This window comes from Paenibacillus soyae, assembly GCF_024623455.1.
GTDB classification, from domain to species: Bacteria; Bacillota; Bacilli; order Paenibacillales; family Paenibacillaceae; genus Pristimantibacillus; species Pristimantibacillus soyae.
In genome coordinates, this window is record NZ_JANIPJ010000002.1 from 491,652 (window position 1) to 512,069 (window position 20,418).

Here is a 20,418-nt window from a genome sequence, read left to right on the forward strand (position 1 = left end):
CACCGTCCTATCCCGTGAGTTCTCTCTTTATTTGGTTTTAACGATTCCCCGGTGGGCTCTCAGCAGTTCCACCTCATCCTCCGTCAGCTCCCGGTATTGTCCTTGCTCCAGCCCCTCGTCGAGCAGGAGCGGCCCCATCGAGATCCGCTTGAGCGTCAGCACCTTCTTGCCTACCGATTCGAACATACGCTTCACCTGATGGAACTTGCCTTCCCGGATCGTCAGACGAATGAGCGACCGGATCGGACTCGCGAACTTCTCGTCGCCCGCCTGCTCTCTGTCCATGTCCGTCGCTTCCGCTTTCTCTAGAATCGTCAGCTCGGCCGGCATAGTGACGTACCCGTCGTCGAGCTCGACTCCGCTCGCGAAAGCGTCCGCATCGTCACTGCCGACGTCGCCAAGCACCCATGCCTCGTAGGTCTTGTCGACATGCTTGCGCGGCGACAGCAGCTCATGAGCCAGCTGGCCGTCATTCGTCAGCAGCAGCAAGCCGACCGTGTCTTTATCCAGACGGCCTACCGGGAACGGCTGCAGGAGCCGGTCATCCGGCTCAAGCAGATCGATGACGGTCCTCTCGCGTCCATCCTCCGTCGCCGAGATGACGCCCTGCGGCTTGTTCAGCATCAGGTAGACGACATCGCGATAAACAACCGGCTCCCCTTCATAGGCAACGGCTTGAACGGCAGGGTCGACGATCAAGCCGCTGTCCTTCGCCACCTTCCCGTCTACCGTTACCTTGCCTTGCTTGACGGCCTTTTTGATTTCGCTGCGCGTGCCGAGTCCCATATGGGCGAGCAGCTTGTCGATTCTAAGTTTCTTCGCCATCTTATAACCGCCTCCAGCCGGGCGTCAGCTCGTTCTTGAGCATGCCGTCCGAATATTTGCTCCAGCCCGCCGGATACCCGTCCACGCACACGAGAACGTAGCCTTTGCTGCCCGCTCCGTCCGCGCAGCGCAGGTCCTCTTCCGGGACGAACAACGTCTCGCCTCTTAAATAGCGTCCCGTCTCCTCGGCCTCCGCACTCCAGCTGATGCTTCTGACAGCTTCATCCCGAGTGAGCCCCATCGCGAGCGACTGGGCGGGATGGAATCGGCCGTTTTTGGCTTCTCCTGCCAGCCAGCCTGCCCGAACGACCTTTAGTCCATCCAGCGGCGGCAAATCGCGATGCTGCAAATAAACGGCGTTCCCGAAGGTTACCGGAACAAAGTCATCATCCAGAACGAACAGCAGCTCCTTCTCCTTGAATCCCAACCAAATCTCGCGCGGATCCGCCGCGGCCGCCGCCGCTTGTTTTCCGCCGCGCGGCTGCTTCTCCGGGGCGCGGCCCTTCCCTTGCTTTCCCTTCGCCATTCTCGCGGGCTCCGCTGCAGGACGAGCGTTTGCGGCCAACGTCTCTGCGCGAGCCTCTCCGCTCCGCCTAAGCACGGCGACGAAATGTCCTTCTCCCTCGAGCAGATGAGGCCATAAGCGCGCCGTGCCCGCCAAGCTTTCCATCACTTCCGGACCGACCCGCGCGGCCGTCTCCTCATCAACCAAGTCCGGACGGCCCGAGCTTACGCCGCCTGTCTTGGGAGCCGCTTCTATGTAAAAGTCGGGATGCTTCGCAAGGAAGTCCGCCATTTGCGTCTCGTTCTCTTCGGGACTGAACGTACATGTCGAATAGACCATCAATCCGCCGGGCTTCAGCATGGTCGCGACCTGCGCCAAAATATCCCTCTGCATGTTCACGCACCGCGTGATGGAGTAGCTTTCCCAGCTAGCGGCCATGCTTTCGTCCTTTCGGAACATCCCCTCGCCCGAGCATGGAGCATCCACCAAGATCCGGTCGAACCACCCGGGGAACGATCTGGCGATCGAAGAGGGATCTTCGTTCAGAATAACCGCATTGCGCACGCCCAGCAGCTCGATGTTTTTGGCCAGCGCCTTCGTCCTCTCTGACGCGATGTCGTTGCTGACCAAGATCCCTTTACCCTGCAGCTTGCCCGCGATTTGCGTCGACTTGCCGCCCGGAGCAGCGCATAGATCGAGCACGCGATGTCCGGGTCTCACGTCCAGCAGCTCCACGGGGAGCATTGCGCTTGGTTCCTGTATGTAATATAGGCCGGCATTGTGATGCGGGTGTTTGCCCGGACGGTCCTCTTCGCTATAATATAAGCCTTCCTTGGCCCATGGAATCGGTTTAACCCTGTCTCTCATAGGAGATAGGCGGAGCCAGTCCTCCACGTTAATTTTAAGCGGATTAACCCTAAGTCCATAGACTCGCGGCGCCTCGTACGACTTCATGAACGCGTCGTATTCCGACTGCAGCATGGCCTCCATTTTTTCCAAAAATTTAACCGGTAACTGATTCATGCGATCCTCCTGCAAATTGCCTTTGTCTTGTCACCATCGCGTGTACAAACCTACTCCTCTTTGGTATATAATAAAAAGTAAGTGACTCTACTTGCAACTCATATCATCTCATTCATTCCAATGCGGAGGTTAGGTATTCATGAAAAACAAAAGACAAACCACGGTCCGGAAGAAGAAAAAGCCTTACATGATTTACGTGTACATCGGGATCATCGTCGTCGTATTCGGCGCCATCTTTGCCCTTGGCAAAATGAACGTAAACGAATTGTACGGCGTGCCTACGTCGGAGCTGAATCCCGCAACGCGCGTGCTGCTCGACGACCCTAACTACCAGAATATCATATTGCCGGACGAATTGGACAAGCGAATCGCGGACAAAGACGATTTCTTCGCTTACATGTTCTCCGCCAGCTGCCAATACTGCAAAGATACGACTCCTCATCTAGTACCGCTCGCGAACGAGCTGAACGTGGATCTGCCGATGTTCAACCTGCTCGAGTTCCCGGAGTACAATTTGAAGATGAACATCGACTCTACGCCTACTCTCGTTTATTTCCAGGACGGCGTCGAGACAGACCGTCTCGTCGGCGGCATTCAGCAAGGTACGACCCAAGGCAACACGATTGAAGATTTCCGCACCTTCTTCGAAAAACACGCGGGAGCTGATGCCGAGTGACAAGCAACCAGCCTTCAAGCGCGGCCTCTAGCGGAGAACCAACCAACAAGACGAGCGCCTCGCGCGCCAAAACGATCATGTACGCCTTCCTGCTCGCTTTCGCTTTCATCACGTTCTTGGCGGCATGCGGCATGGCGGACAATGACGATTCCGGCGGCCATCTCCATGGCTCGGAGACATGGGAAGAGACGGCATCGGTTACGACCATGCCGTCCTTCCTCAAGAACCATACCCAGCTGACGAACGACTTGTATTCGGAGGTTCATAGCCATATGCACCTGCTTAGCGGCATGCCTTGCTATTGCGGCTGCATGGAGGGAACGGAAGTCGACGAGCCCCATGATTCCCTGCTGCGCTGCTATTGGGCGGAGCACCCCGCGGATGACGGCAGCGTGACGTGGACCGACCATAGCACGGGCTGCGGGATCTGCAAGAAAGAGATGGAGGAAGTTATCGCCTTAAGCAAGCAAGGGAAGACGCAGGAAGAGATCCTCGCTTACATTAACGAGAACTACAAGCCGAATTTGCCGGCCAGCTGACGAACGCGTCTTCCAATTTATACACCGACGACAAAACCTCCGGTATTTCCGCGGAATCGCGGAAGCCGGAGGTTTATTATGTTCGAAGTATTCTACTCGCCAGGCGAGCCCTTCTTCGCTTTGCCGATCGCAGCACTGATATCCCCAGCCAGGGCGTGCAAGCCCGGGTAATCCCCCAGCTCGAACAGCTCGTTGAACTTCATCTGGAACTGCGCGGCCTCCCGGACCCGATGATAGAAATACAAGTCTTGTATGCCGTTCAGCACGCGGGAGACGACATTCGACTGCTCCTCGAAATCCGTCTGCGCGTCCAAAATTTCCTTCCGGATGCTCGTCATCTCGTTATCGAGCAGGAAGGCCGCTTCCGCCGCCTTCTTCAGCCGTTGTCTGACTTCATCCGGCAGGCTTTCCTTGAATTTATAATGAAGCGAATGCTCGATCGTCGCCCAGAAATTCATCGCGAGCGTGCGGATTTGAATCTCCGCGAGCACTTCCGTATAGCCAAGCGCCGTCTGCACCGGGTACTTGACGATCATATGGAAGCTACGATAGCCGCTTTCCTTGTAATTTGTTATATAATCCTTTTCGTAGACCAGCGTCAGATCCTTGCGGTTCCGGATAAGCGAGGCTACCCGATGGATATCGTCGACGAATTGGCACATGATCCGGATGCCCGCTATATCCTCGATGCCCGCGTCCAGCTGGTCCGACGCGACGCCAAGCCGCTTCGCCTTCTCCAGAATGCTGGATATCCTTTTGACCCGGCCCGTCACGAATTCGATGGGCGCATAAGATTCCCTCAGCTTCAGCTCCGCCCGCATCGTTTTGAATTTTACTTTCAGTTCTTCAACCGCTTGTTCATACGGCTGCAAAAAAAGTCCCCAGTCTCGTCCGTCCATCCGGCCGCCTCCTGTTTCTAACGATGATCTGCACCCACTGCTTCAGCGATATGTCGGTAGCCGTCCTTGCGCATACATTCTTTCAGTCCGCTTGTCAGCTCTCTAAGCAGTTCAGGGCCTTTATAGATGAGCGCGGTATAAATTTCGACGAGCGATGCTCCCGCGCGAATTTTATCGTATGCGTCTTGCGCGGTAAAAATGCCGCCCGAGCCGATAATAGGCAGCTGTCCGCCCGTCTGGCGATAAACCGCCCGGATCACCTCGGTCGAACGGTCGCGCAGCGGCTTCCCGCTGAGGCCTCCCGATTCGCCGGCATTCGAATGGGTGAGTCCCTCCCTCGATAGGGTCGTGTTCGTCGCGATAATCCCGGATATCTCGCTGTCCATAATGGTAGCCACCGTATGCTGAAGCTGATCATCCGACATATCGGGCGCGATTTTCACGAGCACGTGTTTCGGCTTGGCTTTCCGCGCCGCCGCTTGATTCTTCACTTCTTCCATGACGGCGCCCAGCAGCTTGCGCAGCTCGTCTCCATGCTGCAAGTCCCGCAGTCCCTGCGTGTTCGGAGAACTAATATTGACGACGAAGAAATCACCGTAATCGTAGAGGATGCGAATGCAAGCTTGGTAATCTTCATGCGCCAGCTCATTCGGCGTTACCTTATTCTTCCCGATATTGACGGCGATCGGAATGCTATGTATTTTGCGCCGGGACAGCGAAGCCGCCATCGCCTCCGCCCCTTCGTTGTTGAAGCCCATCCGATTAATTAGCGCTTCATCCGGAGGAAGCCTGAACAGCCTCGGCTGCTCGTTGCCTGCTTGTCCCTTCGGCGTAACGGTTCCAACCTCCGCGAACCCGAACCCGACGCTGGAGAAACCGTCGGCCGCGACACCGTTCTTATCGAGCCCCGCAGCCAGCCCGACCGGATGAGGGAAGGTAAGCCCCAGCAGCTCCGTGCGAAGCTCCGGCGATTCGGGAACGCCGTACATGGCTTTCATAATGCCGGTCATCCCCGGGACGCGGCTGCCGGCCGCAAGACCGTCGATGACCAGATGATGAGCCTTTTCGGCATCCATTTTGAAAAAATAAGGTTTTAATATGGAAGTATAAAGCAATGAATTCACTCCGTTCCGACATGTATGCTCTATCGAACAGTTTATCCCTTTTGAAGCAAAAAGAAAAGAGCTCGCAGCGTGCCGCGCAAGCCCCCGGTTTGCCTCGATATATTGCGGCAAGATGAGAAAACGATTACAATATGAGCATAGGCTTGCCTGATGAATACGTTATAAAACGAAAAACGGAAAGGTTGATGGAACGATGGGCGCACCCAAAAGAAAGCCAGCTACAATGAAGGTGAAACCGAAGGAAGAGGTCAACAGAAAAGCGATTGTATGGATCGGCTCCGTCGTTGGCGTCATCTTCATCGCGATTGCGGCGCTTCTTATATTCACTTCCTAAAGAGCAGCCATGGCTTGCTTACGTCAACCATTGATACTCTTTGGCGGGATTCGTTTCGTTCGCCTTGGGCTGAAGCCGGAATCGTTCGGCGGACGGCGCAAGGTTGGACGGCAGGATCCCGCTTTTTATCGTGACTTTCGTCCCTAAGGGAACCATGTCATACAGCTCCTCCACATCGGATTTGCGCATCCGGATGCATCCAAGCGACTCGTCCTTCCCGATGCTGTCCGGCTCGTCCGTGCCGTGAATGGCGTACAGCGTATCGGAGAGCGTCATGCCCCGGCTTCCGAAGATGCCGTCATCCCTGCCGTTCGGATTCCTTACCTTCTCGCTTATGCGGAATGTGCCCTCCGGAGTTCGATCCCCTCCAAGCCCTACCGGATAGCTCCTAACAATGGCGCTCCCCTGCACGACGGCCAGCTGATGCTTCGATACGTCCACCGCGATCTCGAGCGGCTTGCTCCAATCCTCGTCGAACAAACCGTTTGATCCGATCAAAGCGGCGTCCCCGTCTGGTGCCGATTGATTCGATCCGGCTTCATCCTTGCCGCCTTTGGCTGCTGCGGTCTCCGCCGTCTTGCTTACCGCCTTTTCTTTAAGCTTGCGGAGCACGAGCGGGAAGGCGTCTGCCATACCTGCCCCTTCGCCCGCCAATAGGTTGTCCGGATACGGACGAACCAGATCATCGAGCCTCTGCGGCCATTTGCCGTTTATTTCTTTATACTGCTGAATGGCGCTGGCGAGCGTCCAATGCATCTCCTGCTCATTCCGCCATTCCGCCAGCAGGCTGCGGGAATCGCCCGGATCCCCCGGCTCGCATAAACATGCGGCGGCATCCAGCATCGTTGCGTTCAGCTCGCTTCCTTCTCCGTTCAGCAGGGCGTTCATCAACAGGGTGGCTTGGGAATTCCATTGGAGCCAGCCGTTCTCTTCCTCGAGCTTCACCGCCATAACGCGGCCAGGGCCTTCGCCTCCGGCCGCCATGATTTTGCCCATCGCGTATCCGATCGGCTCGGCTTCCTTACCCGGCACAATAACGACGCCTACTCCTTGGTTCGTATCGGTCGCGGCCGTCGGCGCCGAATATTTCTTCTGCAAATAACCGTTAAGAGGCAGCGCGAGAGCGGCTAGCAGCAGCGGAACCGCCAAAATCGCGACCTTGCGGAGCAGCTTTCTCTTTATTTGCCGCTTCTCCCACTCCTTCAGTCCTTCCAGCCCGCTATCCGCCAGAGGATGGACCTCCTGCTCGAACGCCTCGTAAATATCGCCCGCTTGAATAAAACAATAATTCGCTTTGGCTTCCTTGCCGCTCTCCAAATAATGTTTGCCAAGCAAATACCAGCCCATCTTGTTGTCAGGATGCTTGGTCACGAATTGCTTCAAATAATTAATGTCTTCCGGCTTATCCATCGCCAGCCCCCCTCTGCTCGTTCCTTCCTAACGTTTATATCGGCATTGGCAATCTTTTCTTCCAGCGCCGCGGCAACAAAAAAAACTCTCTCCAGCCGTTAACCGGCGGAGAGAGTTTCTATGCGGATATGAATTAGCCGGCAGCGTTGAACGGCTCGTCGGCAATCTTGATGGAGTCCGTCGGACAACCGTCGCAGGCATCCTGCAAGTCGTCGTACATGTCTTCGGGAATTTCGGTGTTGCCTTTATTGCCGTCGCCTTCATAAATCACTTCGGCCAAACCCTCGTCGTCGTAATCGTAAATATCCGGAGCCGTCGCGCCGCAAGCGCCGCAAGCGATGCAAGTATCTTTCTCTACCCATGTGTACTTAGCCATGGCTCATTTCCCTCCCTTATTATAGACGGAATAATTCCGTTCGCTTCATCTAAAAGACGAGGTACAGCTTGATCCCTCACTCATCAATATATAACAAACTGTCGTCTTTTTGCAAGGATGTCCCCCGAATTCGTTTGTTGCGAATCAACGTCGACGGATCGTCTCCGAGCATCCCCGCCGTTAATACGGCGTCTTCCCCGAACCGGTCGCGCAGCCGGTCCATCGCCTTCGTGAGCGCCTCTTTCTTAGGCTGCTGTTCATAGCTGAACAGATCGAGCTGGAGCGCCGATTCCTCGAGCGGCGCCAAGTTCTGCAGCGTCACGCCAAGGAGCCGGATCGGGTCTCCGAGCTTCCAATGCTTCAAAAACAGCTTGCGCGCTTCCCTGTTGATCTCCTCGGTCGATTGCGTCGCCGTACCAAGCGTGTGGGAGCGTGTAATCGTTGTCATATCCGGTCTTCGGATCGTAATCTGTACCGCCTTGGCCACCAGCTTCTGGCGTCTCAGTCTTCTGCCCGTCTGATCCGACAAATTCAGCAGCACGCGGAATACCTCTTCCTGCTCCGTCACGTCGCTCGGAAGCGTCGTCGTATGACCGATCGACTTGCTGCGTTCGCGATTCGGATTGACGGGCGAATGGTCGATGCCGTGCGCGGCCGACTTCATCCAGGCTCCGGTCACCCCGAATTGCTTGATCAGCATCGATTCATCCGCGGCCGCAAGCTGGCCTATCGTATGAATGTTCAGCTTCTCGAGCTTCTCCGCCGTCTTGCCGCCGATTCCGAACAGCGTGCCGCAAGGTTTATCCCATAGCAGCTGCGGCACGTCCCTCAGACGAAGCACGGTCAGCCCCATCGGCTTCTTCATGTCGGAAGCCATCTTCGCTAGCAGCTTATTCGGGGCGAGGCCGATCGAGCACGGCAACTGCCACTCCGACAGAATCCGCCGCTGCAGCGACTCGGCGATCTCGAGGGGCGTGCCAAGCAGCTTGGAGCCCGTAATGTCCATATAACATTCGTCGATGGACACGGGCTCGACAAGCGGCGTGAACTGGCGGGCTATGGCCATGAATCCATGCGAATATTTCCGGTAGAGATTGAAATCCGGCTTGATGAGCAGCAGCTCCGGACACCGCTTGACCGCTTGGTTCACCGCCATCCCGGTCTTCACGCCCCGCCTCCTTGCCGCGTAGGAGCATGTGACGATGATGCCTTTGCGCTGCTCTACGCTTCCGGACACGGCGGTAGGCTTATCCTTATAATATTCCGGCTGCTCGGCTTCATGCACGGAACAATAAAAAGCGTTCATATCCAGATGGATGATGACTCTTCCTTTCGCCGGATAATGATCCTTCACGTTGCTCATAGCGCCGACGTCTCGTCTCCTTTCGCCCGGAAATGCGTATATCCGTTCCCATTTCTATCAGCATATCCTGATGGGCTGGCCAAGTCAATTGGAATGATTCGCGAAAAAATCCGCATTCCCCCTCTACTTTAAACGAATAAAGTGTTATAATAGTAAATTATGATTTGAATTGGCCATCAGTGAAGGAGGCGTCATCCGAAATGTCCGCAAACATCTCAATCTTTGACACGACGCTGCGCGACGGAACGCAAGGCGAAGGAATCAGCTTGTCGGCCGACGACAAACTCAAAATTGCCCAGAAGCTCGACGCTTTAGGCGTTCATTATATTGAAGGCGGCAATCCCGGCAGCAACAGCAAGGACATCGAGTTTTTCCAGCGCGTGAAATCGCTGAACCTCAGCGCCCGCATTACCGCTTTCGGCAGCACGAGACGCAAAAACTCGGCCGCCGAGCATGACGCCAGTCTTCTGCGCATCGTCGAATCGGGCGTGCCCGCAGCCACTCTAGTCGGCAAGGCATGGGATTTCCATGTCCACACCGCGCTCCAGACGACGCTGGAGGAGAACTTGGCCATGATCTATGATTCATTCGCCTTTCTCAAGAGAAGCGGCATGGAAGCGATGTACGACGCGGAGCATTTCTTCGACGGGTACAAGAACAATCCGGAATACGCGCTGGCCGCGCTCCGCAAGGCGCAGGACGCAGGAGCCGATTGGCTCGTGCTCTGCGATACGAACGGCGGCACGCTGCCGGGCGAAATTCACGAGATCGTCTCGCGCGTCCGCTCGGAGCTGACGGCGGAGATCGGCATCCATACGCACAACGATTGCGAGCTGGCCGTCGCCAACACGCTGGCCGCCGTGCAAGCCGGGGCAAGACAAGTCCAGGGCACGATCAACGGCTACGGCGAACGCTGCGGCAACGCCAATCTGTGCTCCATCATCCCGAACCTGCAGCTTAAGTTGGGCTATGATTGCCTGCCGGAAGAGCGGCTCCGCACGCTTACGAATACGGCCCGTTATATTAGCGAGATCGCGAACGTGCACATGCCGGTCGGCCAAGCATACGTCGGCAACGCGGCGTTCGCGCACAAAGGCGGCATCCACGTGTCGGCCATCATGAAGGATTCCAAAACGTACGAGCATATCCAGCCCGAGCTCGTCGGCAACAAGCAGCGGATTCTCGTATCGGAGCTGGCGGGGCAGAGCAACATTATTTCCAAAGCGGTCGAGCTGGGTCTGGACGTGAACGCGAATAACGAGAAGACGAAGCAGATCATCGACCAGATCAAAGAGCTGGAGCATCAAGGCTACCAATTCGAAGGCGCCGACGCTTCTCTGGAGCTGCTCCTTCGCGAAGCTTTCACCGACATGAAGGAAATTTTCACCGTCGAATCGTTCAAGATGCATGTGGAGAAGACGAACGCGGGCATGATTTCCGAAGCCATCGTGAAGATCAACGTGGACGGCCAGCAGGTGTATACGGCAGCCGAAGGCAACGGACCCGTCAACGCGCTCGATAACGCGCTCCGCAAGGCGCTCGTTCAATTCTATCCGAAGATCGAGCAATTCCACCTCTCCGACTACAAAGTCCGGGTCATCGACGAGAAGGACGCGACGGCCGCCAAGGTGCGCGTGCTCGTGGAATCGACCGGACTGGACAACACGTGGAGCACGGTCGGCGTATCCAGCAACGTGATCGAGGCGAGCTGGGAAGCGCTGCTCGGCAGCATCCGTTATGCTCTGCTCAGCATGGATAAGGTCGAAAGCGGCGTAATCGACACGCAAGAGCGTCTCGGCCTCATCAACCATTAAGTAAAAAAGCTGCGAACCGCAGGCGGATTTACCGCTTTGCGACTCGCAGCTTTTTTTATACCGGGTGCTATAACCACTTTTCGATCAGACGCTCCCACTCTTCATACGTAATGACGCCGTTGACGCGCTCCCGTATGACGCCCTCGCTATCGATCAAGAAGCTCGTCGGGAACGTATTCACTTTGTACAGACTCGTCACTTCTCCCGGGCGGTCCATCAGAATCGGGAATGTGAAGCCATGGTCCTCCACAAACTCCCTTGCCGCCCTCTCTTTATCGAATTTCGTGGAATTGACTCCGTACATGCTTATTTGATCGCCGTAATTTTCATGCAGCTTCTGCAGATCCGGGGCTTCCAGCTCGCAAGGTCCGCACCAAGACGCCCAGAAGTTCACGAAGATCAGCTTCTCGCCTTTGCCGCCGATCTTATGCGCTTCATCCTTGAGGTCCGGCAGCTCGAAGGCGGCCGCTTCGAAGCCGGCTTTGGGCTTGAACGCGCTCGCGGAGGCCGTTTCCGCAGGATCCGCATCCTCTTGGTTATATTGATAGACGGCGAGGCCGGCGAAGAACAAGGCGATGATCAGTAATGCGGCTACTTTTCTCATGATAGGTGCTCGTCACATCCTCTTTCCTGAATCGAATATCCGTTATCGTCAGACTCATCGTAACACGCGTGGTATGGAAGCTCAATACAACGGGCGGTTTAGCCATAAAACCGTCAACTTTCACGACCTTGTTCTTATTTTCGGTAAGGACTGGCCCGTTCATACCTCGTCGTCATAGATCTGCTATACTGGATAACGGGAGGCAAAGGAACATGACATCCGGAAACGTTTTTTCGACCATTAACCAAATGGCATATACGAATCTGATCGACATTTGCAGACAACGATATCCACAAGAAGCCTGCGGCGTCCTGGCGAGAAGCGAAGGCTCGCAAGCTATTGATATCGTCATCCCGATCGCCAATGGGCACGCCAATCCTATTCGCTCGTTTTCGTTCGATCCCGAGCAGTGGACGGCCGCCTTTTTTTCCATGCAAAAAAACCGACATCAGCTTGTCGGCTTCTTTCATTCGCACCCCGCTTCGGAGCCCCATCCGTCGCTACGCGACACCGATGGCTTCCTTCCGCAGTCGGAGCTCTCCTATTGGATCGTATCGCTCCTCGATTGGAACCATCCGATCGTCCAGCCTTACTTGAGGTCTGAAGGTCGTCCATTCGCCCCTCTCCCATTAGTGCTTGCTTAAATAGGCGTATAAGTCCCCTAACGTCGTAATATTGCGCTCCTGGATTCGCTTTAAATATTTGCCGAGCAGCTCGGCGGTCATGATCGAATCCTCCAGCGCGTGATGTCTTACCGTTATCGGAATGCCCGAGCCGATCAAGAGCTCGTCAAGGCCATAGCTTTCTCTCCCAGGCTCCAGCCATTTGGCGATCATCATCGTGTCGAGAACGCGGTGGTTCAAATAAACCTTCGACGTCCTCCATAAGGCTACGTTCAGAAACTGCTTGTCATGGCCGGCCGCGTGCGCGACCAGCAGCCGTCTCCCGATGAATTTCATAAAATCGTGCAGGACGGTCATGAGGTCCGGAGCATCCTGCACCATCTCGTTCGTAATACCCGTCAGCTCCTCGATCGACCTCGGGATGACGCGCTTCGGATTCACAAGGCTGTAGAAGGATTCGCCTTCCACCCGCTCTCCCCCGCGAACGACAACAGCGCCGAAAGAAATAATTTCGTCGCCGTTGTTCGGGTTAAAGCCCGTCGTCTCCAAATCGAAAACGACCATCTCTAGATCCATAAGAGGGGAATCCATAAGAGATTGCTTGCGCTGCTCCCTGTTCGCGTTGCGGATAAAAGCCATCTGCTGGGCGTTCTGCGAGCCAAGCATGGACGCGATGGCAGGCGTTACTCCTCCCATTTTGTACAGACTCCACATTCGGCCAACGCCTTTTTGCTCTTTCATTTTCGCTCCACCGCCTTACTCTTACATCAGCCTGCCTACGGTTTGCCGGTACACAAACCTCTGCAGCCGCTTGCCTTGCTTTAAGCTGCTCTTGAGCTCATCCGTCATCTCTTTGGTCAGCTTGCTGCTGTGCAGCTTGCCGTTATTGGCGTAGACGCCGTTCTCTATCTGCTCGGTCGTCATAAGCCTGAGCCTTAAGATGAACCGGAACGCTTGCGCGTACACGGCGCCGTCTTCCTTGGTCAGCTTTCCCGCTTCTACTAATCTCTCGATTCTATCTAATGTAGAAGTTTCGCGAACGCTAGCTTGAATCGCAAGCATACGGATGGAATTCACCATTGGGATATAAGCGCCGTATTTAATATCCAGACTGCCTGCGTCCTCGCCGTACCGTTCCTTCAGCAGCTGACCGAATATGCCGACCAGCACCTTATGTCTCATCGTATTTTCGATCATTCGCCGGATAATGAGCGGATGATTCAGCGTGTCCGAATAGAACATATCCTTGAGCCGATCGACCAAGCCCCTATCGCCGTAGACGCAACGCCCATCCGCGATAATGAGGAGCGTGCGAACCGTTTCCCAAGCCGGCTCCCGAAACCACTCGTTTAAGATACCGCCCCACTCGTCGACCGAATGGCACCAAGCTGGATTGTCGCTCATGACGTTCCCTTCGCATGGCGGATAACCGGTCGTGATCAAGTTTTTGACAATCAGGCTGCATAATTCGTGAAAATATTGCTTCGTCTCTTCCTCATTGCCGCTCTCCGGATCCGAATAAACCAATCCGCTATCCTGATCGCTGGACAATGTCTGCTCCTTCCGTCCGCCGCTGCCGAACAATAGATACGCGTAAGGCACGGGGGGAGACCCTTTCCCCATCCGTGCCATTTCCGCTTCCGAGAGCTGGATCGCCCTAATGATAATGGCGTCATGCGTCTCGTTTAATTGTTCATTCAATTGTTCAACCGGCCGCGTGGGGAGGAGAGCTTCCATCTGCTCGTGTATGTGATCGCGTAAGCAGCGCAGTCCGTCAATATGATCAGCCGAGCCGATCTTCTTGGCCATCTGCGAGCGCATCGGATCGTTCATGCCCCGCCCTCTCCCTTCGGTCCGTCCGCTAATGAATAATGATTAACCTTGGAAGCCTTGGCCAGGCTTCTTCAGCTGCTCCGGATAGCCATAAGCGCCGTGCTCGCTAAGGTCGAGACCAATGATTTCTTGCTCTTCCGTAACGCGGAAGCCCATAATCATCTTCATAACGCCAAGCACGAGGAAGGAAGCGGCTAGCACGAACGCGCCGACAACGACAACCGATTCGAATTGCACCCACAATTGCTTCCAGCTGCCCGTGTCGATCAAGCCGCCAGTACCGATGCCTACTTTATCCGCAAGCTCTTGCGTCGCGAAGATACCGTTCGCAAGCGTACCCCAGATACCGGCCATACCGTGAACGGACAACGCATAGATCGGATCGTCCACTTTGAATTTCTCGAACATCTTCACGCTGTAGAATACGAGAACGCCAGCAACCAGACCGATGACTACCGCTGCCCATGGCTCAACGAATGCGCAGGAAGCCGTAATGGCAACCAGACCGGCAAGCGTGCCGTTCAGCATTGTCGTAATATCGGCTTTGCCTGTAACCGCCCAAGAGATCAAGAGCGCCGCCACGCCGCCGCCGCCGGCGCCGAGCATCGTCGTGAACGCGACGTAAGTGAAGAAGCCGTCGCCGATCGCAACCGTCGAACCTGCGTTGAAGCCGAACCAGCCAACCCACAGAAGCAATACGGACAGAGCCGTGAACACTTGGTTATGTCCCAGAATTTCGTTGGCGGAGCCGTCTTTGTTGAACTTGCCGATACGCGGCTTGAGCAATACGGTTGCCGCGAATGCCGCGAGAGCGCCGGTCAAGTGAACAACCGTGGAGCCCGCGAAGTCTTGCGCGCCGTCCTCGGCCAGCCAGCCGCCGCCCCAAATCCAATGAGCGACGATCGGATAGATCAGACCTACGAAGAACAAGGTAAATACGATGTATGATGACAATTTCGCGCGTTCCGCGAAGCCGCCCCACGCGATCGAGAGGGAGATCGCCGCGAAAGCGAGCTGGAACAGGAAGAATACGCCGTTAGGATAATTATCGCCGGCTGCCGCGTCGCCAGCTAGCTGCGGATCAAAGAAGAAATCGCCCCAACCGATGAAACTCGCGATGCTGCTTTCGCCGCCGAACGCGATGCCATAACCGAATGCCCAATAAATAAGTGCAGCCAGACCAACCGTAAAGATGGTTTTGCCGGCTACGTGACCCGCGTTTTTCATACGTGTCGAGCCCGCTTCAAGAAGGATGAACCCGCCCTGCATCAGAAGAACTAGAATGAATGCCAGCATGACCCAAAGGGAGTTTAACCCCATGTTCAGCGTTGCGCCGGACGGGTCTTCGGCGAATGCCACTACCGGGAATAGGATTGTCATTAATCCTAACGCGAGAAAAGTCTTCTTAATCAATACGACCACTCCTTTAATGTTATGTTTCCTAACACATGGCGAAAGACTTAATGTCATTATAGTCAGAAGTGCTTATTTTGACAATATACATTTTCACATTTTAGAAAAAAAATCTAACGTTCGGCATTAAATCTGACACGAACGTTAAGATTTTTGCTATATAAGCCCAATTTCCAGCGTCAAGCAGGGGCGAACTTTCGCATTTGCGTAGGGGAACCTATCATTTCGGCTAGGTTTAGTAATAGAAGATATCCTTTCGACCTATACAGAACAGCGATGTCACACGTTTGACTGTACGGTTTCTACCTATTATCATGAATATAGAAGATTGAATCCTACTATTATAAGGCGGTGATCGGATGGAGGCAGCCCCATTATATCGAATCGGCGAATTGTCGAAGCTGGCCAAGATCAGTGCGAGAACCATCGACTATTATACTTCTCTGGGACTGGTCGAGCCTGCCAAGCGCTCCGACAAAAATTATAGACTTTATTCCCATGAAACTTTGCTGCGCCTGCAGCGTATTGAGGAAATGAAAAAGGACAAATATACGTTAGATGAGATAAAAGCAAGCTTGGATACATGGAGCAAGATCACGCCGGAGGAACAAATCTCCCTGAAGCTGACGGAAATTCAGCAGCACCTGACCCAGCTCGAACGGGAAGTGAAAGAGCTGGAGCCTGTAATCAAGCAGTTGAAGCCCCGCCAAGCCAACCGATTGTATACAAGCCTGACACCTCAGACAGCGGCGTGCATTGAAGCTCTCATGCTATTAATGAACAAGAGCTCTCTCATGTAACTAGCGTCCTTACACAACCAGTTGGAGGAATGACAGATGTACATCTTGATTATCGCAGCTTTCCTGCTTACGATTTGGGCTCAATTCCGCGTGAAAGGAACCTTCAAGAAATGGACGCATGTCGCGGCAAGCAGCGGGCTTACCGGATATCAAGCCGCCAGAAGGATGCTCGACAGCAACGGCTTGCACGATGTGCCGATCGAAGCGGTACGAGGATCGCTTACAGACCATTATGACCCGATTCATCGCGTCGTCAGGCTGTCCGAGCCGGTCTATTACGAGCGCTCGATATCGGCCGTCTCCGTCGCCTGTCACGAGGTCGGACACGCGATTCAGCATTCGGTATCGTACCCGTTTCTCGTCGCCCGCCATCGCATCTTCCCGCTCGTCAACATCGCTTCCGGGATTGCGCCGTTTCTGCTGCTCGCCGGTTTCTTGATGAATCAGTTCAATTTGATCGGCATCGGCATTATTTTCTTTTCGGTGGCAGTCTTGTTCCAGCTGATCACGCTGCCGGTCGAGTTCAACGCGAGCAACCGCGCTCGTGCCCTCATGGTCTCCGGCGGAATGATTACGCCGGACGAAGAACGCGGAGTAGCCAAGGTATTGAACGCCGCAGCATTGACGTATGTAGCAGCAGCGCTCCTCTCCTTACTGGAGCTTATCCGCTACATTTTGATATTTACGCAAAGCCGGGAAGAATAATATAGCCGTATAAAGAAGAACCCCATGAATGATCAAATCATTCATGGGGTTCTTCTTTATACTTCCTTGTCTTCGTGGTGGAAATAACGGAGAAGGAAGCTGTGGAACACTTTCGCGACCAGCGGCAGCTTCTCGTTGCTGCGATGGATAAGGCCGATCGTGCGCGTAACGGACGGCTCGCTGATCCGAACCTTGGCCGGCTGAAGCGGACCCGTATGGTGCAGCGCAAGCTCGGGAAGCAGACTTACGCCCATTCCCGCCGCAACCAATCCTCTAATCGTGTCCGTCTCTTCTCCTTCGAAGCCGATTTTCGGTTCAAATCCCGCCTGCAAACAGGCCTCCCATACGATTGGCCGCAGCGAATATCCCTCGCTGAACAACACGAACGTCTCTTCTTGCAGCTGATGGAGCTCGATGGCTTTCTCTTCCGAGAGCGGATGGCCGGGCGGCAGAATCGCGTACAGCTCCTCGGTCAGCAGGATCTTCCCGCAAACCTGCTCGTGCTCTTTGGGGAACGGAGAGATGAAGGCGAGATCGATATCCCCTTTGATTAAGTCCCTGATGAGGGATGGATACATCCCCTGCTTAAACCGGAACTTGACGTTAGGATGCAGCTTGCGGAAGGAAGCCACAACCTGTGGGATTAACGAAATACCCAGACTATGCGGGAAGCCTAGTCGAATTTCGCCTTTCTCGGGATCCAGGAACTCGTGAATCTCGATGACGGCGCGTTCCAGGTCGGCCAATATCACTTCCGCCCGTTTCAGGAACAGCGCGCCTACTGGCGTTAATTGCAAATTCCGCCCTTTCTGGACGAACAGCTTCACGCCCAGCTCTTCTTCTAATTGATGAATTTGCCGGCTGACGGCAGATTGCGCGACGTGGAGCTCTTCCGCAGCTTGCGTGACATGCTCTTTCCTTGCGACTTTTACGAAATAATAAAGCTGTCGAAGTTCCATACGTACCGGTCTCTCTCCCGTAACCCATTCTTTTTATTATTGCAAATCGTGTACCATCTATTGGACAACGGTCTTTTGTAACGATTATAATGTTCTCGTACCTTAACTATTTATTCCGAGGAGGAACCGTAAATTATGGCTCAAGAACGTACAGGCGTTGCAACGCTTAAAGGAAATCCGATCACGCTGATCGGACCGGAACTGAAGGCGGGAGATCAAGCCCCTGACTTCACGTTGAACAAATCATTGACCGAAGCCGTCACGCTTCAAGATTTCGCCGGCAAGGTGAAGCTGATCAGCGTCGTCCCATCCATTGACACAGGCGTATGCGACGCGCAGACTCGCCGTTTCAACGAAGCGGCAGCAGGTCTCGGCGACAATGTCGTTGTGTTGACCGTCAGCGTGGACACGCCGTTCGCGCAAGCTCGCTGGTGCGGCGCAGCCGGCGTCGATAAGGTCGTCATGCTGTCCGACTATAAAAACAACAGCTTCGGCGAAGCCTATGGCGTGCTGATCAAGGAACTAGCGCTCGATATGCGCTCGATCTTCGTCGTAGACGGCAACAACAAGATTACATACGTCGAGTACCTGCCGGAGATGACCGAGCACCCGAATTACGAACAGGCTATCGAAGCAGCAAAAGCGCTGGTCTAACCGTTCAAGGGTATCGACTGCAAACAAAGCGAGTGAAGGCCAGCCTTCACTCGCTTTGTTATGTATTAGCTATTGACTTTGACTGCTGCCAGCTTCTTATCCAAAGTACGGTAAATATCGATAATAACGCGATAATTAGAGCCGAGATCCCCCAGGGAGCCTCGCGAAGCGGAATAGATGTCGACCGCCGCCGTTACGGGATTCACGCTGATGACGGATACCGTAATATCCATCGTCCTCCCCGTCATCGTGCGTTTCTCGAGGACGATCTCTCCAACGGATTGAACTTCATGCAATACTTTGTAGCCTTGCATCTTCTTCAGAGTGGATACCACTTCTTCCCAAGCCTTCTCCTTCGAAAGTTTGTAGAAGTGCGATTTCAACACTGGATCTTTGGCTCTGTCGCCTGTCTGTTCATGACTGCGCAGCAGCCCGATCAAGGTCCGCTTCAACAACAACAATCTCCCCCTCTATCGCTATCTGCATTACTTCTTATCATACCATGTTTTCATATACGAAAAAAGAGCTTTCACCGGGTTGATACCGGCAAAAGCTCTTTCATGTTCAAAAGAAAACCCGCCTATGCCGTCCGACTCACATGTTTCTGAACCCGCTCTCGCAGGTGGGTGTCCGCAGCGATGCTTTTGAGATCCCTTTTCGAGGGCGTGTCAGCCGCATGGCAATGTAGGTCTCCCGTGAAACAGCCATTGGTTCAAAACAACGAAGAGCCGTTACGAACATCGCAGGATGTATTGCTATTATAGACTGAATGACGGCAAAAGTAAACTTCGGCGCCGTGTTATTTGTTGGATTCCTTGTAATCGTCCTTGAGCAGGTCCTCGCGATCCATCTCCGCCGCTTCTTCTGCCGCTTCTTCTTCGGCCTGCCTCATCTTCTCCGCCTGTTCTTGCAGCTTGATATAGATGATATTGAAGTTCCAGAACGCCAGGAACGCGCATATGCTGCCCATGAAAAACGGAATCAGGAACGTGAATTGGAAGAAGCTGATGTAAATGACCAAGCCGCACATGATGACCGTCGATAAGGAACGGAACGGCTTGCCGATCGTGATCAACAAGGCATTCTTAAGCAATTGAAACGTTTTCATATGGTAATGCACGAGCATCGAGAAATAGTTGAACAAGGAGGCTCCGAGCAACGCCAGGAAGGCCAAGAAAATGTACGATACGACGCTGAACTGTTCTCTGTAGAAGAAGAAGTTCACGACCAGCACGGCGAACAGCACCGTATACAGAATGCCGCCGATCATGCTTTGTTTGTAGTTTTCCTTGTAGCCCCGGAAGAAGGTTTTGAATAATGCCGCATCCGTTTCCCCCGTTACCCACTTGCGCGCGATCGTAAACATGGCCGCCGTCGCCGGGAAAAACGTAAACGGCATCAGAACGACCAGAATAATAAGCGGCAGCATCAGCATTTGAAGCGCGCCGTATTGCTCGACATTGGCAGTCGTCAGACTGGCCAGTCCCATGATGACGACCAAAACGACCGGGAGCGAACAAATAATCCACAACAAATTAATAACCGAAAACCTCATGATCCACTCGGAGATTCGATAGAATCCCCCCATAAGTCCTCTAGGTTCCATACGCTTAAGCCTCCAAAAATAAGTATTTTCCATGAACCGGCTAGTCCGCCACAGGGATAACAGACCGCCCAATTATCGCAGAGTAGGCCTGAGTCTAAGCGTCAATCGCCTTTCTGCATAGGATGTATTGTGAACACCCACTAAGATGATTAAAAGGAGGTTGCTACTATGGGCAACGTTGGTTACGGTTATAACTCGGTTGGTGCTATCCTCGTACTGTTTATCCTTCTGGTCATCATTGCGAAAACAATTTGCTCTTACTAGTAGATAAAAGCAATCCTTAAGGTCTCTCGCGATGTGCGACCAAAAAAGAAACCGGAGTGGTCCGGATGC

At 54.1% G+C, this 20,418-nt stretch carries 21 protein-coding genes and 1 other RNA gene; 7 read left to right on the forward strand and 15 right to left on the reverse strand.

The genetic code is table 11. The features are described 5' to 3' along the window. Positions 1 to 27 precede the first annotated feature (27 nt). Together NQZ67_RS04960 and NQZ67_RS04965 are read right to left on the reverse strand one after the other, a co-directional pair. Positions 28 to 825 carry a pseudouridine synthase gene (locus tag NQZ67_RS04960; RefSeq protein WP_257443289.1) on the reverse strand — a complete coding sequence of 266 codons (798 nt, stop codon included), beginning with the start codon at positions 823 to 825 and terminating at the stop codon, positions 28 to 30. A gap of 1 nt (position 826) precedes the next feature. Then, positions 827 to 2,353 (reverse strand): RsmB/NOP family class I SAM-dependent RNA methyltransferase, encoded by a 1,527-nt coding sequence (locus tag NQZ67_RS04965; protein WP_257443290.1) that lies wholly within the window; start codon positions 2,351 to 2,353, stop codon positions 827 to 829. A 139-nt stretch (positions 2,354 to 2,492) separates the two neighbouring features. Between NQZ67_RS04965 and NQZ67_RS04970 the strand changes: the two genes are divergently transcribed. Both NQZ67_RS04970 and NQZ67_RS04975 read left to right on the forward strand, forming a co-directional pair. Further along, positions 2,493 to 3,029, forward strand: a complete 537-nt coding sequence (locus NQZ67_RS04970; RefSeq protein ID WP_257443291.1) for a thioredoxin family protein — start codon at positions 2,493 to 2,495, stop codon at positions 3,027 to 3,029. Then, entirely contained in the window at positions 3,026 to 3,568 is a 543-nt protein-coding gene (locus tag NQZ67_RS04975; protein WP_257443293.1) for a PCYCGC motif-containing (lipo)protein, read from the forward strand. Before NQZ67_RS04970 ends, NQZ67_RS04975 begins: the two co-directional genes overlap by 4 nt. Positions 3,569 to 3,660: 92 nt before the next feature. Here NQZ67_RS04975 and yjbM read toward each other — a convergent pair whose 3' ends face one another. The 5 genes from yjbM to NQZ67_RS05000 all read right to left on the reverse strand — a co-directional run bounded on the left by yjbM (position 3,661) and on the right by NQZ67_RS05000 (position 9,074). Further along, on the reverse strand, positions 3,661 to 4,467 hold the full coding sequence (yjbM, locus tag NQZ67_RS04980) for a GTP diphosphokinase (protein ID WP_257443294.1): 807 nt from the start codon (positions 4,465 to 4,467) through the stop codon (positions 3,661 to 3,663). Positions 4,468 to 4,484: 17 nt separating this feature from the next. Beyond that, entirely contained in the window at positions 4,485 to 5,582 is a 1,098-nt protein-coding gene (locus NQZ67_RS04985) for a quinone-dependent dihydroorotate dehydrogenase (RefSeq protein ID WP_257443296.1), read from the reverse strand. Between the two features lie 361 nt (positions 5,583 to 5,943). Further along, on the reverse strand, positions 5,944 to 7,335 hold the full coding sequence (locus NQZ67_RS04990; protein WP_257443297.1) for a L,D-transpeptidase: 1,392 nt from the start codon (positions 7,333 to 7,335) through the stop codon (positions 5,944 to 5,946). A 133-nt stretch (positions 7,336 to 7,468) separates the two neighbouring features. Further along, complete coding sequence (locus tag NQZ67_RS04995) at positions 7,469 to 7,711, reverse strand: ferredoxin (RefSeq protein WP_257443304.1); 243 nt, start codon at positions 7,709 to 7,711, stop codon at positions 7,469 to 7,471. Between the two features lie 76 nt (positions 7,712 to 7,787). Then, positions 7,788 to 9,074, reverse strand: a complete 1,287-nt coding sequence (locus NQZ67_RS05000) for a DNA polymerase IV (RefSeq protein WP_257443305.1) — start codon at positions 9,072 to 9,074, stop codon at positions 7,788 to 7,790. Between the two features lie 200 nt (positions 9,075 to 9,274). Here NQZ67_RS05000 and cimA point away from each other — a divergent pair, with 200 nt between their 5' ends. Beyond that, entirely contained in the window at positions 9,275 to 10,888 is a 1,614-nt protein-coding gene (gene cimA, locus NQZ67_RS05005) for a citramalate synthase (RefSeq protein WP_257443307.1), read from the forward strand. A 67-nt stretch (positions 10,889 to 10,955) separates the two neighbouring features. Here the strand turns inward: cimA and NQZ67_RS05010 are convergent, their stop codons facing one another. Then, positions 10,956 to 11,492, reverse strand: a complete 537-nt coding sequence (locus NQZ67_RS05010; RefSeq protein WP_257443308.1) for a TlpA family protein disulfide reductase — start codon at positions 11,490 to 11,492, stop codon at positions 10,956 to 10,958. A 212-nt stretch (positions 11,493 to 11,704) separates the two neighbouring features. On the opposite strand from NQZ67_RS05010, the gene NQZ67_RS05015 reads away from it, so the two are divergent. After that, on the forward strand, positions 11,705 to 12,136 hold the full coding sequence (locus NQZ67_RS05015; RefSeq protein WP_257443309.1) for a M67 family metallopeptidase: 432 nt from the start codon (positions 11,705 to 11,707) through the stop codon (positions 12,134 to 12,136). Here the strand turns inward: NQZ67_RS05015 and NQZ67_RS05020 are convergent. From NQZ67_RS05020 to NQZ67_RS05030, 3 genes are read right to left on the reverse strand one after another with little or no spacing between them, the layout of a single operon-like run. Beyond that, positions 12,122 to 12,856, reverse strand: a complete 735-nt coding sequence (locus tag NQZ67_RS05020; RefSeq protein WP_257443311.1) for a 3'-5' exonuclease — start codon at positions 12,854 to 12,856, stop codon at positions 12,122 to 12,124. The two genes, NQZ67_RS05015 and NQZ67_RS05020, sit on opposite strands and share 15 nt — an antisense overlap. Positions 12,857 to 12,877: 21 nt before the next feature. Continuing rightward, the gene (locus NQZ67_RS05025) at positions 12,878 to 13,948 is read right to left on the reverse strand and encodes a DUF294 nucleotidyltransferase-like domain-containing protein (RefSeq protein WP_257443312.1); all 1,071 of its coding nucleotides are present in this window, start codon (positions 13,946 to 13,948) and stop codon (positions 12,878 to 12,880) included. A gap of 42 nt (positions 13,949 to 13,990) precedes the next feature. Next, a complete protein-coding gene (locus NQZ67_RS05030; protein ID WP_257443313.1) occupies positions 13,991 to 15,361 on the reverse strand; it encodes an ammonium transporter in 1,371 nt (456 codons plus the stop codon). 359 nt (positions 15,362 to 15,720) lie between these two features. Here NQZ67_RS05030 and NQZ67_RS05035 point away from each other — a divergent pair, with 359 nt between their 5' ends. Together NQZ67_RS05035 and NQZ67_RS05040 are read left to right on the forward strand one after the other, a co-directional pair. Continuing rightward, positions 15,721 to 16,161, forward strand: a complete 441-nt coding sequence (locus NQZ67_RS05035; protein ID WP_257443315.1) for a MerR family transcriptional regulator — start codon at positions 15,721 to 15,723, stop codon at positions 16,159 to 16,161. 36 nt (positions 16,162 to 16,197) lie between these two features. After that, positions 16,198 to 16,866: a zinc metallopeptidase gene (locus tag NQZ67_RS05040; RefSeq protein ID WP_257443317.1), complete on the forward strand. Its 669-nt coding sequence runs from the start codon at positions 16,198 to 16,200 to the stop codon at positions 16,864 to 16,866. 56 nt (positions 16,867 to 16,922) lie between these two features. Here the strand turns inward: NQZ67_RS05040 and gltC are convergent, their stop codons facing one another. Continuing rightward, the gene (gene gltC / locus NQZ67_RS05045) at positions 16,923 to 17,825 is read right to left on the reverse strand and encodes a glutamate biosynthesis transcriptional regulator GltC (RefSeq protein WP_257443319.1); all 903 of its coding nucleotides are present in this window, start codon (positions 17,823 to 17,825) and stop codon (positions 16,923 to 16,925) included. Between the two features lie 135 nt (positions 17,826 to 17,960). Between gltC and tpx the strand changes: the two genes are divergently transcribed. Further along, complete coding sequence (gene tpx / locus NQZ67_RS05050; protein WP_257443321.1) at positions 17,961 to 18,479, forward strand: thiol peroxidase; 519 nt, start codon at positions 17,961 to 17,963, stop codon at positions 18,477 to 18,479. A gap of 65 nt (positions 18,480 to 18,544) precedes the next feature. Here tpx and NQZ67_RS05055 read toward each other — a convergent pair whose 3' ends face one another. The 3 genes from NQZ67_RS05055 to NQZ67_RS05065 all read right to left on the reverse strand — a co-directional run bounded on the left by NQZ67_RS05055 (position 18,545) and on the right by NQZ67_RS05065 (position 20,085). Next, complete coding sequence (locus tag NQZ67_RS05055) at positions 18,545 to 18,934, reverse strand: DUF1499 domain-containing protein (protein ID WP_257443324.1); 390 nt, start codon at positions 18,932 to 18,934, stop codon at positions 18,545 to 18,547. Between the two features lie 114 nt (positions 18,935 to 19,048). Beyond that, positions 19,049 to 19,231: non-coding RNA, 6S RNA (gene ssrS, locus NQZ67_RS05060), on the reverse strand. A 47-nt stretch (positions 19,232 to 19,278) separates the two neighbouring features. Beyond that, positions 19,279 to 20,085, reverse strand: a complete 807-nt coding sequence (locus NQZ67_RS05065) for a YesL family protein (protein ID WP_257443325.1) — start codon at positions 20,083 to 20,085, stop codon at positions 19,279 to 19,281. Positions 20,086 to 20,418 lie beyond the last annotated feature (333 nt).